Genomic DNA, 14,789 nt, shown 5'->3' on the forward strand with positions numbered 1-14,789 from the left:
CTTTGTAGGATAGGCGAAGAATTAAATTAGGATGTCTACAAGACTTCTCCATCTAGTTTGTCTTGTCATCATTTAGGCTCTTGCCCATATTTTTAGGTTTTGCACTCCTTTATATAGGCAACTACATATGATAAAAGTAAACACTAAATCTAAAGAGGAGAATGAGTATGTATCATAAATCATGTCATCACTATCACTGGCATAATCCTATGCATAACAGCAAGAATAAAAACTATCAGGGTTATCATCCTCAATATAATTGGAATAATACCAATAGTAATCCCTATGAGATAATGAATTTAAGAGATTATGGACAATGTCCACTTGTAATAAATATTGACCAGGCAGCAAAGCAAAACAATACTTACCGGACCGCATTATGGACAGGGAATTATTTTCAAGTGACTTTGATGAGTATCAATATTGGCGATGATATCGGATTAGAGGTCCATCCGACAACTGATCAATTCATACGTATAGAAGAAGGTCAGGGACTTGTTCAAATGGGTGATAGGAAAGATAATTTGGATTTCCAAGTGATGGCCTATGATGACTATGCAATTATGATACCTGCTGGAAAATGGCACAATATAACCAATACAGGGAATAGTCCCCTTAAAATTTATGTTATCTATGCACCGCCTGAGCATCCATATGGAACAGTTCATGAAACAAAAGCAATTGCAATGTCTGCTGAAGGATAGCTAAATCACGGTCCGGAACCAGCAATGAAGGAATTAGGATGCTAATCCGAATTCATCCTTTTTATAACGGTATAATTTCAAATCTATTATATACTTATTCTCTTCTTTATCTTCTGACTTTAATCCCCTAAGTGTATTTATTATTTCGATTCTTCTTTGTTATAGTCTCGCATAGTAAAGTCTATTGTTATCGAAAACCATATTATTTCAAAATAATAATCATTTTACATTAAAATCGAAATTTTTTCTTACTGCCATAACAGCTTCCAACGAAGGCTGTACTTATCTTGTTCCAATTCACTCAATGTACCCTGGGAAATACCAATCAAAACGAAAGTTTGACCTGACTCAGTTTGTTGATTTTTCTGATGTTTTTTATTTTATCACCAAGAGTTTTCACTCTTTCACCTCCTATATAAATAAAAAAACAGTCCCGAGGAAGGTAAGTACTTCTTCAGGACTGTTAGTATGAAGTATTTAATTTAGTCTTAGATGACTGTTTAACTATAGTTTTTCTAAATTAAGCATAAAACTTTATTGTTTAGAACAAAACCTTATTGTCATGACACACACTTTTTTATTACCGGATACCAATCATTATTTCACAACTATAATGTTAATTCCACAACTTTAATGTCTATTTCAAAACTTTAATGTCAATTTCACAACTATGATATCACCAGACATTTACACACATTGTCTATTCCCAACAAACCCTACTCCACAGTAACACTCTTCGCCAAGTTACGTGGTTTATCCACATCATGACCCAGCGCAAGAGAAGCATAATAAGACAATAATTGCAGAGGTACTACGGACAACGCTGCTGTCAGCATTGGCAGTGTCTTAGGAATCACAAACACTTGATCCACTGATCTAAGCAGGTCAGTCAAATGCTCTTGATGAGTGATCGCAAGCACGTCAGCGCCGCGAGCCTTCACTTCTTTAATGTTGCTCACAGTCTTCTCAAGCACAGCTTCCTGAGTTGCCAGGGCAATAACCGGAACGCCCTCTTCGATTAGAGCCAGCGTACCGTGCTTCAATTCACCTGCGGCATAAGCTTCGGAGTGAATATAAGAGATTTCTTTCAGCTTCAAGGATCCTTCTTGAGCAACAGCGTAGTCTACGCCGCGGCCGATGAAGAAAAGGTTTTTGTGCTCAGAAATTTGTTCTGCATAACCTTTGATCGCTTCTTTTTGAGCCAGGATCTCTTCCACTTGCTCTGGTAGAGCTTGCATAGCTGCTAGAATCTTAGCCACTTGTGCTTCGGTTTGTGTACCACGAACTTCAGCTAAATAAAGAGCAAACAATCCGAAGGCAACCAATTGTGAAGTATAGGCTTTGGTCGAGGCTACTGCAATTTCAGGACCTGCCAAAGTTACCAACACATCATTCGCTTCGCGAGCAATAGAACTGCCCACTACGTTAGTGATCGCCAATACATGTGCACCGTTAGCTTGCGCTTCACGCAGAGCAGCCAATGTATCCGCGGTCTCACCGGATTGGCTGACAACGATAACCAAAGTTTCTGGTGTCACGATTGGTGAACGGTAACGATATTCCGATGCGATATCATTCTCAACCGGAATACGAACCAAAGATTCGATCATAGTACGTCCTACCACACCAGCGTTGTATGCCGTTCCGCAAGCAACAACTTGGATGTTACGGATGTTCTTGATTTGTTCTTCCGTCATGTTCAACTCTGGCAAAACAACCTTGTTGCCTTCGGCATTAATACGACCACGCATAGTGTCGCGGTAAGCCTTAGGCTGCTCGTGGATCTCTTTCAACATGAAATGCTCGTAGCCGCCTTTTTCCGCGGTAACTGCATCCCAATCGACAGTAATCATTTCCCGAGAAATAAAGTTGCCTTCAATCGTCATCAGTTCGACAGCATCTCTTGTCAGGACTGCCATTTCGCCGTCGTTCAAAATATATACGTTACGGGTATACTCAAGCAATGCAGGAATATCTGACCCGATAAAGTTTTCTCCTTCGCCAAGACCGATAATGAGCGGGCTCGCTTGACGCACAGCCACCAATTTATCTGGTTCATATTCAGTCAGGACACCTAATGCAAACGCACCGCGCATGAAGGTAATCGCTTTTTGCACAGCCTTCACGATATCCCCATCATATTCACGAGCAATCAGATGTGAAATCACTTCTGTATCTGTTTCGGAGACAAAGTGGCATCCGCCAGCAATCAGCTCTTCTTTCAGATCCAGATAGTTTTCAACAATACCGTTATGAACGACCGAGAACTTCATGCTGTTATCCGTATGTGGATGCGAATTCTCATCGGATGGTTTACCGTGGGTTGCCCAGCGTGTATGTCCGATACCGGCGCTACCTGCCAGTGGACTGCCTTCCAGCTTCGACTGCAGATTCGCCAAACGGCCTTGTGCTTTCACTACTTGCAGTCCTTCCCCAGTAAATACAGCAATACCAGCAGAATCATATCCCCGATACTCCAGCTTCTTCAATCCTTCAACCAAGATCCCCTGCGAATTCTGATTACCAATATATCCTACAATACCACACATTATAATTTCCCCCGTCCGAGTTATCGTAATGTGGCGGCATAAGGAAAGAAACGTGCCGTGCGGCATGTTTTTGAGAAAAAGCAAATATTCTGTTGTATTTTGGATCAACAAAATAAACTGTCACTTACATCTTATGTTCATGAAATGCACAGCCTTCTTCTCTGCCGTGGCAGAACTACCGTGTTTCTTTACGATGCGCGCACACATGAATTTTTATATTTCTTATGCACCCATGAAAACGTTGTGTGAAAGGTCGCCCTTCCATTTTCCGTCTCCATTTACGGCTCTGGTGCATCACCGGGAGGTCCCCGCCGAACATTTCGAACACCTCCACCTCGTCAGCTTACGTCTGCCGTGATCCGTTCAAGCCCTTGTCTACATAGCTATGTAGCAGCTTTCCCTTCTCCCCCGCGCTCGACCAAGCTCTGGCGCTTGCTATTGCGAACCTCACAATCCCCGCTTTCCTTCTAGAATGACACTTAATCTATTATATGCACCTTGTAGTACTTTGGCAATGCTGCACCAACCCAAATTTCCAATTCCTGTTCATTGGATCCGGCCTAAAAGTGATAAACACCGGTGTAATGAGTCCGAATTGATCTCGCTCACTACACCGGCTATATAGTTATGGGAATGAATTATACCAATTCGCGTTGAACCACTTCTACAATTTGATTCACATAAAGATCTAGATCTGCTTTATCAGGTCCCTCTGCCATGACGCGGATTAGAGACTCCGTACCGGACGGACGTACAAGCACACGGCCATTGTCGCCTAGCTTGCCTTCTACTTCAGCGATAGCCGCTTCGATAGCCTGGTTGTTAGGATAATTGGTCTTATCCTGAACACGAACATTAACCAGTACTTGCGGATACTTTGTCATCATGCTTTTGAGTTCACTAAGCTGCTTACCTGAAGCTATAAGTGTATCTACCAGCTGAATAGCCGTCAGAATACCATCACCTGTAGTATTATAATCAAGGAAGATAACATGTCCAGACTGTTCTCCACCTAGATTAAAGCCGCCACGGCGCATTTCTTCCATCACATACCGATCACCTACAGCTGTTTTAGCAGTGTTCAGAGATAATTTCTCGGTAGCTTTGTAGAATCCAATATTACTCATAACCGTTGATACAATTGTACTATCTTTTAGCTTGCCTGCACGGTTCATTGCATCCCCGCAAATACAAAGGATAAAGTCTCCGTCAACTTCATCACCTTTATTATCAATCGCAATCAATCGGTCAGCATCTCCGTCAAAAGCAAGCCCCAAATCCGCTCCTTGACGCAATACTTCTTCACGCAAAGTCTCTGGATGTGTCGAACCAAATCCAGCATTAATATTCAAGCCATCAGGCTCAGATCCAATAGAAATAACCTCAGCGCCAAGCTCTCTGAACAATCTTGGTGCAAGTTCATACGCTGCGCCGTGAGCACAGTCGAGTACGACCTTGACCCCTTTAAAATCCTGAGAAATTGTAGTCTTCAAATATTCTAAATAGAGGTACTTAGCATCATTATCAACCGTAACCATGCCTAAACCTGAACCGATAGGACGCGGCAATTCATCTACCTCAGCATCCATAAGCTCTTCAATACGCAGCTCAGTTTCATCCGTAAGCTTGAAACCATCTCCGCCAAAGAACTTAATGCCATTATCTTCAACCGGATTATGTGATGCAGAAATCATTACCCCTGCATCGGCCTTTAATAATCTAGTAATATAGGCAACAGCAGGCGTACTCACTACACCTATACGGATTACATCTGCTCCAATAGACAGCAAACCAGCAATAAGAGCCGATTCAAGCAAAGGACCGGAAATACGTGTGTCCATTCCGATGACAACCTTTGGTTTATGCACGTTACCCGCTAGTACATATCCACCGCAACGACCAATGCTATAGGCCATTTCTGCTGTTAATTCACGGTTCGCTACTCCCCGCACACCGTCAGTTCCAAAATACTTCCCCATTATTTTTCTCCTTTGAATACGCTACATTAGCTTAATGTTCTATCATATGACTTGAATACTATTTTGGTGTACCTTTGGGACATATCCTAAAAGACGTATTTCAATAAAAGGTTATGTTCCCCCTGTACCTACAGGATTTTCGGAATTCGCACTTGTGTTAGCTGTGCCGTTATTCTCTGGATTGCTATCTGTCGGGTCAGGCGTTGCTGTCCCCCCACCAGCCTCTCCACTATGGGTGGGCTTCTCAGTGGCTCCCTCATCGCCTATAACAGGCTCAGAGCTTGGCTCAGGAGTAGTTACACTCCCCGTATCTGGATGAGGTGTAGGCACCGGCGTTGCAGGTGATAGTAGTTGCACAGTCACCGTAAGAGGCACGCCTGAATTAGCCAGTGCAATGAATTTGGGCAGTGATACCCGTAAAGAAACCTCATGAGTCCCAGCAGTAAGCCCAGTCACATCTGCCACAACACTTAAATCTTTCTTATCTAATTGATTTAACAAAGTAGGCGCACCCGTTAAGGTAAGGTCTATATCCTTACTTGATGGATTAACAATACTTCCCTCTAGCCCATCACCCACACCTTGTAACTTGATGGGTACCGCTTCAACCTTCCGTTCAGCAATTTCTGAAATCGTTAATGAAACATTCACAGTTTCAGGCATGACCTTCTCAGTTCCAGCCGGAGGCTTCAGATCTACCTTCAGCTGCTTCGTTCCTGCAGAATCTATAGCGCTAAGATCAACACTTGCTTCATAGGTAGATAAAGCAGCTAATGCATTCGCTTGACCATATACGACAACTGATTCCAGTTCTGGTGTCACATTCGATAAGACGAGAGAATCTGGAAGTTGACCGGTAAAGCCGATATCCAGTGGCAGGCTCTTAAAAGGCAAAGTAATTGGCAATTCCACCGATACGGTAGCTGGTTCAATTACAGCGTCCTTCACTTCTTTTCCTTCACTATCATAAGCGTGCAGCTTCAATTTCTTCTCTTTAAAGGTTTCATTCTCCCCATTTAGCTCAATGGTGCCTTGTACCTTTACCACTTTGCTTAACTCATTATCAGGAAGCGTAACCTCAACAGTATCTGTAGGCTGCATGACAGGGGTGCCCAATTGATAACCCGCTGCTGGTTCTCCCTTGGTAACCAAGGTTATGGGAAAAGACTTTGTATTTCGCAGCTCTACATGTACGTTGACCTCTTTAGGAGTCATTCTGACGAGCGTTACACCTCTAGGTAATGAATAAGAGAGTGGCAACGTATTATCTCCAGGCTCAACCTTACTTAGATCAAGAGTCACTTTATAGTCGTCCGAGAACTGAAAGGAGATATCAGAGTTCTTCCCCTTAACCTCCATACTGACACTATCTACATCCTTGTATTCCAGCACATATTTATCTTTATCTAGACCGACCTCTTCGATCTTTACATTCTCAATAATCTTCGACTTAGTATCGACCGTGGTCTGTCCAACAGGTGCTGTGTCGACACGAACCATTGTAAACAGAATAATCCCAAACGCAAGGGCAAGAATCTTATTGAAATTGTTATTGCTCATCCACTTATCCATGATTTTTGTCCCCCTTCCGTTTCCAGAAAGTTGAACCTTTCTCCTTCAGCGATGAACTTACACTTAGCTCTTGATGGAGCTTCGAAATCATTGATTCTTCTTTAATGTCCCTCACAATTTGACCATTGATGGCCAGAGAAATCTGTCCTGTCTCCTCTGAGACAATGACAGACACAGAGTCCGCAACCTCACTGATCCCTATAGCTGCACGATGCCGTGTCCCCAGTTCCTTACTAATAAAAGGGTTCTCAGACAAAGGTAAATAACAAGCAGCGGCGGCAATCTGGTTTCCTTGCATAATAAGGGCTCCGTCATGCAGAGGTGTGTTAGGAATAAAGATGTTAATCAGCAACTCCGAGCTGACTAGAGAACGCATCGCGATACCCGATTCCGTATATTCATTGAGGCCTGTCTCTCGCTCGAATACGATTAATGCCCCTATTTTTCTATGTGATAAATAATTTACGGCTTTAATGACTTCGCCAATTAATTTACTGAGCTCTTCATCACTTTCCCCAGCCCGTCCGAAAAATCTGCCTCGTCCAAGCTGCTCCAGTCCCCTTCGTAGTTCCGGCTGAAAAATGATAAAGACCGCCAGCACCCCGAATGTAAACATTTGATTCATTAGCCATTTGAGCGTATAGAGATCTAGGATGGTACTCACAGCCCAAATCAAAACCAGTACGAGAATCCCCTTTAGCAGTTGAATCGCTCGAGTTCCGCGCACCATATTAAGCACTTTATAAATAATGTAGCTGACGATCAAGATATCAATTATATCTTTAATGGAGTCTTTCCATGTTAAATCTGTAAAATAACTCATTGCCTAAAACCCCCGTCATTTCATATTAGCTGGGTTTATGTAAAATGTCTGTTAGATCTATATCATATCTAGGTTATAACGTTCGGGCTCCAGTTGCAAGTTTAGTGCCTCACGCATTTTCTAAATTTTCTAATTTAAGGCAACAAAAAAGCGCCATCTTTCCGGAAAAAGAGGCGCAAAATAATATTCCAGCTCAAGGTAACCACTGCCCGCATTAACGGTAGGCAACTTCAGAGAACATGTTCGTCACTTTATACCAGAGCCAACTTACTGCTTGGTCTATGCTTTTGACTTGCCCAGAAATATGAGCCGTTGAAGCCTGATACAAAGAGCCGTCAATAACTGTTACGTTACCATTCACTTCCCCATATACCTGTGCTTTACCATTCTCTATGGTAAGGTCACCGGTAATAATCTTGCCGGAAGGTACGATTACAGTATCCCCTTTGATGACCACTTGATCCAGATCTACTCCTCTAACTACAAGTTGTCTATCTGGACTCCAAAAAGTTACGGTGCTCATTAGCATTACGACAAGAAACAGAGATGCCGCTGTAAGTGCAGGGTGTCTCTTGATCCAGGTAATAAAAGCTTTTTCTTTCTTGGACTTTGGCAATGAACTCATTATCCGGCTCACAAGATCATCTGAGGCGACGGGATTCTGATGCATAAGGGAGAACATCAACATATCTGTCTGTTCTAATTCTTTAAACTTTGCACGGCAATCTGGACAGGATAGAAGATGCTCCTTCAATTCCCTCTGCTGCTGTTCGGGCAAGTCGTCATCCAAGTAATCGTGCATCATAGAGACGGCCAGTTTGCATTCCATAGGAGCCAATCCTTTCATGAGTGCTATTTAATTATCCTAAGACAAAGGGTCAGGACACATAAGACTTGCTTAACTTACATACGTTGCTCTTCAAAAGATGTTTCATAAAAAAAATCAATTATTACATTTTCGGGCCTAATTTTTTACGCAAAAATTCACGACCGCGGTGAACACGTGTCTTAATCGTGGTTACAGGCATGTCGAGCACATCACTGATCTCCTGAAGTGATAAGTCCTGCAGGTATCTAAGAATCATCACAGACCTGTATTTCACAGGCAGACTGTCAATCGCCTCATAGATTAGCCCCTGCGTCTCAGAGAGCAGTAATTCGGTCTCAGGTGTCACATTATCACTTGGAATCAATGAATAGCCGTCAAGGCCCTCCTGATCGTTCATTTCTGCATCGAGCGAATAGGTTGGTTTCCGTTTACGTAATCTATCAATACAGAGGTTCGTTCCAATCCGGTAAATCCAGGTAGAGAACTTCTGTTTATCATCATACCGATCCAAGTTTCTATACACACGCAAAAAAGTCTCCTGAACAATATCCTCCGCCTCATGGCGATTATTCAGCATCCGGTACGCCAGATGATATATTTTGTCTTTATATAGTTCCACAAGCTCGGCAAATGCTCTTTGGTCGCCTTTTAAGGCGAGCTTTGTCAATCTGCCTTCCAAATTCTCCACCTGTTAACTCCCCCAGACTTGCCGCCCTTGGTATTTATTTTGAAATATCCACGGTACAAGCAATTAAATCGTAATTCAAGTTTGTATAAAAATCAAGGATTGTATTGTAACCTCCTCTGTAAACTGAGTTAATTTCTAGGAATAATAGATAGGGTGAATCCAATGACATTCCTAAGAATGTTGGACTTTCGGTCGCTGTTATCCTCTGATTTCCTGATTATAAACCGCATATAGCGGTCGAAATCTGAGGATAGCATATGCTTACGATGCTAGCTTTCCTATGGAAAGCTTTCGGGCTATCGCATTCGCTCCTACAGTTCCAAAATCCTTCTCCATGCCCACTTTCACCAGAATTTATTATTCTTATCAATTACCTCTGACCACATCTCGGTTACTTGGTAGGAAAAAAATTCATATTCGTCATTTCTCCGAGATATTTCTTCAAGAAAATCCTACACAATATACAGTTTATGAGCATAACAACTCGTACTAGAGCACAAAAAGTCCGCCCCAATAAAGGGCGGACTTTTTGTGCTTAATACTATATCAGCCGGTATTCCGAAGACCAGCGGCAATACCATTGATGGTAAGCAGTACTTCGCGAAGCAATTCGCTATCGTCTCCGTCAACTTCACGAAGCGCTCTAAGCTCAGATAGCAATTGAACCTGCAGGTAACTAAGCGGATCAACGTAAGGATTGCGGAGTCTAATCGACTCCTGAATCACAGGGACGTTATCCAGAATATCCTGCTGGCCAGTAATTTTCAGGATTAGTTCAGAGGTCAGTTTGAATTCATCTTCAATCTGGCCGAAGATCCGTTGACGCGCTTCCTCGTTCTTGCCCATGCTGGCGTATTCCTTAGCAATGTTCAAGTCCGCTTTTGAAATAGCCATTTGCAGCGTATCTATCAGTGTAGTAAAGAATGAGAAGTTCTCATACATATGCTGCATTATCTTCAGATTCTCTTCCTTACCCTCATAGAAACTCTGCAGTCCGGTTCCAGCAGCATACCACGCTGGAAGCAAATAACGGCTTTGTGTCCACGCAAATACCCACGGAATTGCACGCAAGTCTTCAAAGCGGTCACTGTTCTTCCGTTTGGAAGGGCGTGAACCAATATTAAGCTCTCCAACCTCAGGCAGAGGTGTGGATTCTTTGAAATAAGTCAGGAAGTCCGGATCACGGAATATCAAATCCTGATATTTGTGAAGCGAAACTTCAGAGATACGGGCAACAATCTCTTCCCACTTCTCTTCATATAAATCCGCTTGTGGAATTCTCGCATTGATCGCTGCAGTCACAAGCGCAGATGTCGCTTGCTCTAGACTGCGGTAAGCAATCCCTTGCATCGAATAACGGGAGGAGATCACTTCTCCCTGCTCGGTGATCTTAATGCCTCCGCCAATCGTCGAGGCTGGCTGAGCCAGAATGCTGCGGTTAAGCGGCATACCGCCACGGCCGAGCGCTCCACCACGACCGTGGAAGAACTTCAGCTTGATTCCGAACTTATCGGCTGTAGCTGTAATCTCTTTCAGAGCAACACGCAGTTCATAGTTAGCGGTAACCACGCCGCCATCTTTGTTACTATCTGAATATCCAAGCATGATTTCCTGCAAATCATTCATTGCTCTTACTGCATCGCGGTAGATAGGCATGTTGAGCAATCTATTCATAATTTGTGGTGCTTCATGCAAATCATCAATCGTTTCAAAAAGTGGCACAGCTTGCAGCGTACATACGACTGTACCGTCATTATCTTTGCGGAATAGTCCTACCTCCTTGGAGAAGACCATAACCTCCAGAATATCGCTTGCCGCCTCTGCCATACTGATCAGATAACTAGTGATACATTGTTTGCCGTACTCTTCTTGCGAAGCGAAGATCGTCCGGTACACTGCAAGACATTCCTCTGTACCCTCACTATAAGTCTGATAAGAAGAAGTGATTGGACGTGGATCATTCAACAGCTTCTCCAGTAGCTCAATCTTCTCATCTTCAGACAGTTTGGAGTAATCCGGCGTAATGTTCATTTTCGCCAGAATTTCAGTCATAGCATTCTCATGTTCTTGACTGTGCTGACGCACATCAAGTGTCGCCGTATGGAAACCGAACAGCTCCACTTGGCGGATCAATTTCTTAATATAAGTGTCGGCCACATAATCGGCATAGTGATGCCGTAAGCTGCGGTCAATCACGTTCAAATCATCGATAAACTCTTCAGGTGTAGAATAACGCTCAAGAGTATCTTTTTTCTCATCATCCAGAACATTTTGTGTCTTGGAGATCATATAACTAAGCTTAATACGGTAAGGTTCATTGTCATTGCGCCATTCTTCCATCTTGCCGAGATTGATGATCTTACGATCAGCTTCGATGGATTCAATGAGCTCCGGCGTTACCTTAACAATACTAGTGCTAAAGCTTAGATATTTCATGAGTTCACGCATAATCCGCTGATATTCCCGAATCGCCAGCTTACGCTGCATACGCAAAGTCTGTGAGGTAACTGTTGAAGTTACCGAAGGGTTACCATCGCGGTCTCCACCAATCCATGAACCAAAACGCAAGTAGGTTGGTACATGCCAGTTCTGTCCTGGGTAGTATTTACTCAGACAACGTTCAAGTTCTTGATAAACGTCCGGCAATACATGGAAAATCGTCTCGTGGAAATAGTACATCCCATTGCGCACTTCATCGAGTACTGTTGGCTTGCGGTCACGCAGTTCATCCGTTTGCCATAGCGTAATCACTTCATTTAATAACTTCTCACGGAGCTGTTCACGCTCCCGGAAGGTTAAAGTAGGGTTATCCAGACCCATAACATCATCAGATATCCGCTTATGAATATCGAGAATAGCACGGCGCATAGCTTCCGTAGGATGTGCCGTCATTACAAGTTCCAGAGATAATCCTGCAATAATCTCGTTAACTTCCTCATGAGAGAAATCACGTTCACGAAGCTCTTTAATCGCGCTTTCTATAGAACCGGGTTGGACTGTCTCCCCAGCTGAACGTTCATAGTCACGTTTGCGGCGAATCCGATGGTTCTGTTCGGCAATATTCACGAGCTGAAAATAAATGGCGAACGCTCTTATTACCTGATGACGGTTCTCTGGATCCAAAGAATTGATTAACTCCTTAAATTCACTGTGCAGTTCAGGTAAAAATAGTGAGCGCAGCGATTTACTGGTTTCGCGAATTTTCTCCACGATCTCTAGTAGTTCGTTACCGCCTTGGTGAACCAAGACCTCTCCTAAAATGTTCCCCAAGAACCGTACGTCCCGTCGCAGCAGATTGTTAGAGTTGCTTTTGCTGACGGTAGTCGTAAGTTCGGTCATGCTGCTCCCCCCATTCTCTTCCGGATCAATGTGTTAATTATTGTCTGTCTAAATATCTTCTATTAAAGCTTTCCTCATATCATACAATAAAACCGCGTGAAAATCTCCAACTTTTTTGTGCTGTAAAGCGACACAGTAATTAAGATTATACACCAATTTCTCAATTTATACAGTCCTTATATTTTATGTATTCTTTCTTATATATAATGGCTCTAGAATGCCTTCAGTATGTGTATTTAAATACGGAGTGTTCGAATCTGATCGATGAACAGGCCAATAAGCGGAGAATAATGACGATCGCGGTTATACGAATAATAAATATGTCTTTGAAAATTATAATCTGGAATGGTGCGCATTAGCAATCTTCCTCTGGCCACCTCGTCCTCCACAGCAAGCCGCGAGATAAACGAAACGTACTTTCCACTCATAAGTGATTGCTTAATAGCCTCCAGTGAATCCAGCAGAATATAGGTTCTGGGTTCATTCCCTTCACGCTCAAACCATTTATCCGTCAGTTGGCGTGTACTTGATTCCTTGTCATGTAATATAAAACTCGCTGAAGCAATCATAGCCGGGTTTAAATTAGAAAATGCGGCAAATTCGTGAGATGGCGCAAAAACAAGCACAAGCTCGTCTTCACACAAAGCTTGAGTATGCAGATCAGGCAGATAAAAAGATTCCGTAGACAAAATACCAAGGTCAATCTCATGACTAGCCAGCATTTCTTTGATCACAGGGGAAGGCTTAACCGATAAAGAGATCGTAATCCCCGGATGTTGTTCTCCAAACAGCCCTAATATTTTCGGAAGAATATAAGTAGCTGGAACGTAACTGGCACCAATCTTAAGCGTTCCTCGCCCCGCCTGACTGAACTCTTTTACAACCCGCTCCGCTTCTGCAGCCAGTGCATTGATTTTAGTCGCATAATGAAGAAACGCTTTCCCGCTCTCCGTAAGAATCATTTTATCCATTCTGGATTCAAATAACTTCTCCCCCAATTGCTGCTCTAAATTCTTCAAATGATACGTAACGGTGGGCTGCTTCAGTCCAAGTTTATCGGCCACTGTGGTTATTTTTTTATGTTTATTTAGCAGTTCTACGATTTCCAGCTTGATTAAATTAAGGTTCATTATCATCCACTCCCTCGCCTATTCCCTAAACGGTACCATAGAAGAATTCTATGAATGTTAAAATAAATCGGCAAAAAAGTTAATATCACAGTTACATTCAGCAAATATAGCGGGAATTCTTTACCTTTACACTAAGAACAAGCTTAAGAACAGGCAGGTAGATAGAGATGAAGGAAATTACAATCCACAGATTGGAAAAGAAATTCGGAGATGTGCATGCCTTGAAGGCTGCAGATTTGAAGATTCCCGCTGGAAGCTTTACGACATTACTCGGTCCTTCAGGTTGTGGAAAGACGACACTACTCCGTCTGATTGCTGGGCTAGAAACACCGGATGCGGGAGAAATCCTAATGGATGACGAGTTTATTTTCTCAGGCAACAAAAGAATTAGTCGCCCTATCCATAGCCGAAACTTTGGGATGGTCTTTCAAGATTTCGCGCTCTGGCCGCATCTAACTGTCTTCGAGAATGTCGCCTTCGGACTTCGTGCCTCTAAGCAGAAAAAAGATTTACGGATTAGGGTTCAACAAGCCCTTCGTTCCGTAAAGCTGGAAGGACTGGAGCTACGCTTTCCCCATCAGCTATCTGGTGGACAACAGCAACGGGTTGCTTTTGCCAGAGCAGTAGTTACTAGACCCCAGCTTGTATTGTTCGATGAGCCGCTAAGTGCACTGGATGCGGTCTTGCGAGATGAAATGAGGCTGGAGTTAACCTCCTTGGTGAGGAACATGGGCATTACCGCTCTATACGTCACCCATGATCAAACCGAGGCAATGTCTATGTCAGATGAAGTGGTCGTGATGCAAGGCGGAACTATTTTACAAACAGGTTCACCTGAGGAGATTTATCAGAAACCAGATCATCCTTTTGTAGCTCATTTTATTGGAAAATCCAACTGGATCGTTCCCGATAAGCAAATGCTTCGTCCGGAACATTTACGTTGGTCTCAGGAGGATGCTTCCTCTCTTCCTTTTACGGGGACGATTCGGCATGTGAGCTATATGGGTGATCGCTATGAGGTCATTCTCGATATGGAGAACCGAACTACTTGGACCGCTTATCATGATCAACGTCTACCAGTTGGAGAAACGATCCAGGTCTACGCTTCTGAGCACCAGATCCATCATCTGAATTAAGCGTCCACTGCATGGAATAGCTCGTATGATGCTGTTCCAT

Annotated in this window: 10 protein-coding genes; 2 read left to right on the top strand and 8 right to left on the bottom strand. The window is 43.1% G+C overall.

Features of this window, described 5'->3' with window-relative positions; translation table 11 throughout:
- Window positions 1–167 precede the first annotated feature (167 nt).
- The gene (locus tag ACDZ28_RS04695) at window positions 168–704 is read left to right on the top strand and encodes a cupin domain-containing protein (protein WP_042131170.1); all 537 of its coding nucleotides are present in this window, start codon (window positions 168–170) and stop codon (window positions 702–704) included.
- Between the two features lie 716 nt (window positions 705–1,420).
- Here ACDZ28_RS04695 and glmS read toward each other — a convergent pair.
- From glmS to ACDZ28_RS04735, 8 genes are all read right to left on the bottom strand, one after another.
- Entirely contained in the window at window positions 1,421–3,253 is a 1,833-nt protein-coding gene (gene glmS / locus ACDZ28_RS04700; RefSeq protein ID WP_042131171.1) for a glutamine--fructose-6-phosphate transaminase (isomerizing), read from the bottom strand.
- Window positions 3,254–3,891: 638 nt separating this feature from the next.
- Window positions 3,892–5,232: a phosphoglucosamine mutase gene (gene glmM, locus ACDZ28_RS04705; protein ID WP_042131172.1), complete on the bottom strand. Its 1,341-nt coding sequence runs from the start codon at window positions 5,230–5,232 to the stop codon at window positions 3,892–3,894.
- 111 nt (window positions 5,233–5,343) lie between these two features.
- Entirely contained in the window at window positions 5,344–6,804 is a 1,461-nt protein-coding gene (locus tag ACDZ28_RS04710) for a YbbR-like domain-containing protein (RefSeq protein WP_375104127.1), read from the bottom strand.
- Window positions 6,797–7,627: a diadenylate cyclase CdaA gene (gene cdaA / locus ACDZ28_RS04715; RefSeq protein ID WP_042131174.1), complete on the bottom strand. Its 831-nt coding sequence runs from the start codon at window positions 7,625–7,627 to the stop codon at window positions 6,797–6,799. The genes ACDZ28_RS04710 and cdaA overlap by 8 nt, the downstream gene beginning before the upstream one ends.
- A 214-nt stretch (window positions 7,628–7,841) precedes the next feature.
- Complete coding sequence (locus ACDZ28_RS04720; protein WP_042131175.1) at window positions 7,842–8,456, bottom strand: zf-HC2 domain-containing protein; 615 nt, start codon at window positions 8,454–8,456, stop codon at window positions 7,842–7,844.
- A 121-nt stretch (window positions 8,457–8,577) separates the two neighbouring features.
- Window positions 8,578–9,144 (bottom strand): RNA polymerase sigma factor SigW, encoded by a 567-nt coding sequence (gene sigW, locus ACDZ28_RS04725; protein WP_036681288.1) that lies wholly within the window; start codon window positions 9,142–9,144, stop codon window positions 8,578–8,580.
- A 546-nt stretch (window positions 9,145–9,690) separates the two neighbouring features.
- A complete protein-coding gene (gene ppc, locus ACDZ28_RS04730) occupies window positions 9,691–12,483 on the bottom strand; it encodes a phosphoenolpyruvate carboxylase (protein WP_375104128.1) in 2,793 nt (930 codons plus the stop codon).
- Window positions 12,484–12,719: 236 nt separating this feature from the next.
- Window positions 12,720–13,613, bottom strand: coding sequence for a LysR family transcriptional regulator (locus tag ACDZ28_RS04735; RefSeq protein WP_042131177.1), 894 nt, complete (start codon window positions 13,611–13,613; stop codon window positions 12,720–12,722).
- 167 nt (window positions 13,614–13,780) lie between these two features.
- Between ACDZ28_RS04735 and ACDZ28_RS04740 the strand changes: the two genes are divergently transcribed.
- Window positions 13,781–14,749, top strand: a complete 969-nt coding sequence (locus ACDZ28_RS04740; protein ID WP_375104129.1) for an ABC transporter ATP-binding protein — start codon at window positions 13,781–13,783, stop codon at window positions 14,747–14,749.
- Window positions 14,750–14,789 lie beyond the last annotated feature (40 nt).

Origin of the sequence: Paenibacillus sp. RS8 (assembly GCF_041956825.1) — a bacterium.
Lineage (GTDB): Bacteria > Bacillota > Bacilli > Paenibacillales > Paenibacillaceae > Paenibacillus_AQ.

What these genes read in the sequence shown, in the direction of transcription:
- ACDZ28_RS04720 (WP_042131175.1), bottom strand. Translation starts at nt 8,456, where the DNA reads ATGGAATGCAAACTGGCCGTCTCTATGATGCACGATTACTTGGATGAC.
- cdaA (WP_042131174.1), bottom strand. Translation starts at nt 7,627, where the DNA reads ATGAGTTATTTTACAGATTTAACATGGAAAGACTCCATTAAAGATATA.
- glmS (WP_042131171.1), bottom strand. Translation starts at nt 3,253, where the DNA reads ATGTGTGGTATTGTAGGATATATTGGTAATCAGAATTCGCAGGGGATC.
- ppc (WP_375104128.1), bottom strand. Translation starts at nt 12,483, where the DNA reads ATGACCGAACTTACGACTACCGTCAGCAAAAGCAACTCTAACAATCTG.
- glmM (WP_042131172.1), bottom strand. Translation starts at nt 5,232, where the DNA reads ATGGGGAAGTATTTTGGAACTGACGGTGTGCGGGGAGTAGCGAACCGT.
- ACDZ28_RS04735 (WP_042131177.1), bottom strand. Translation starts at nt 13,613, where the DNA reads ATGAACCTTAATTTAATCAAGCTGGAAATCGTAGAACTGCTAAATAAA.
- ACDZ28_RS04740 (WP_375104129.1), top strand. Translation starts at nt 13,781, where the DNA reads ATGAAGGAAATTACAATCCACAGATTGGAAAAGAAATTCGGAGATGTG.
- ACDZ28_RS04710 (WP_375104127.1), bottom strand. Translation starts at nt 6,804, where the DNA reads ATGGATAAGTGGATGAGCAATAACAATTTCAATAAGATTCTTGCCCTT.
- ACDZ28_RS04695 (WP_042131170.1), top strand. Translation starts at nt 168, where the DNA reads ATGTATCATAAATCATGTCATCACTATCACTGGCATAATCCTATGCAT.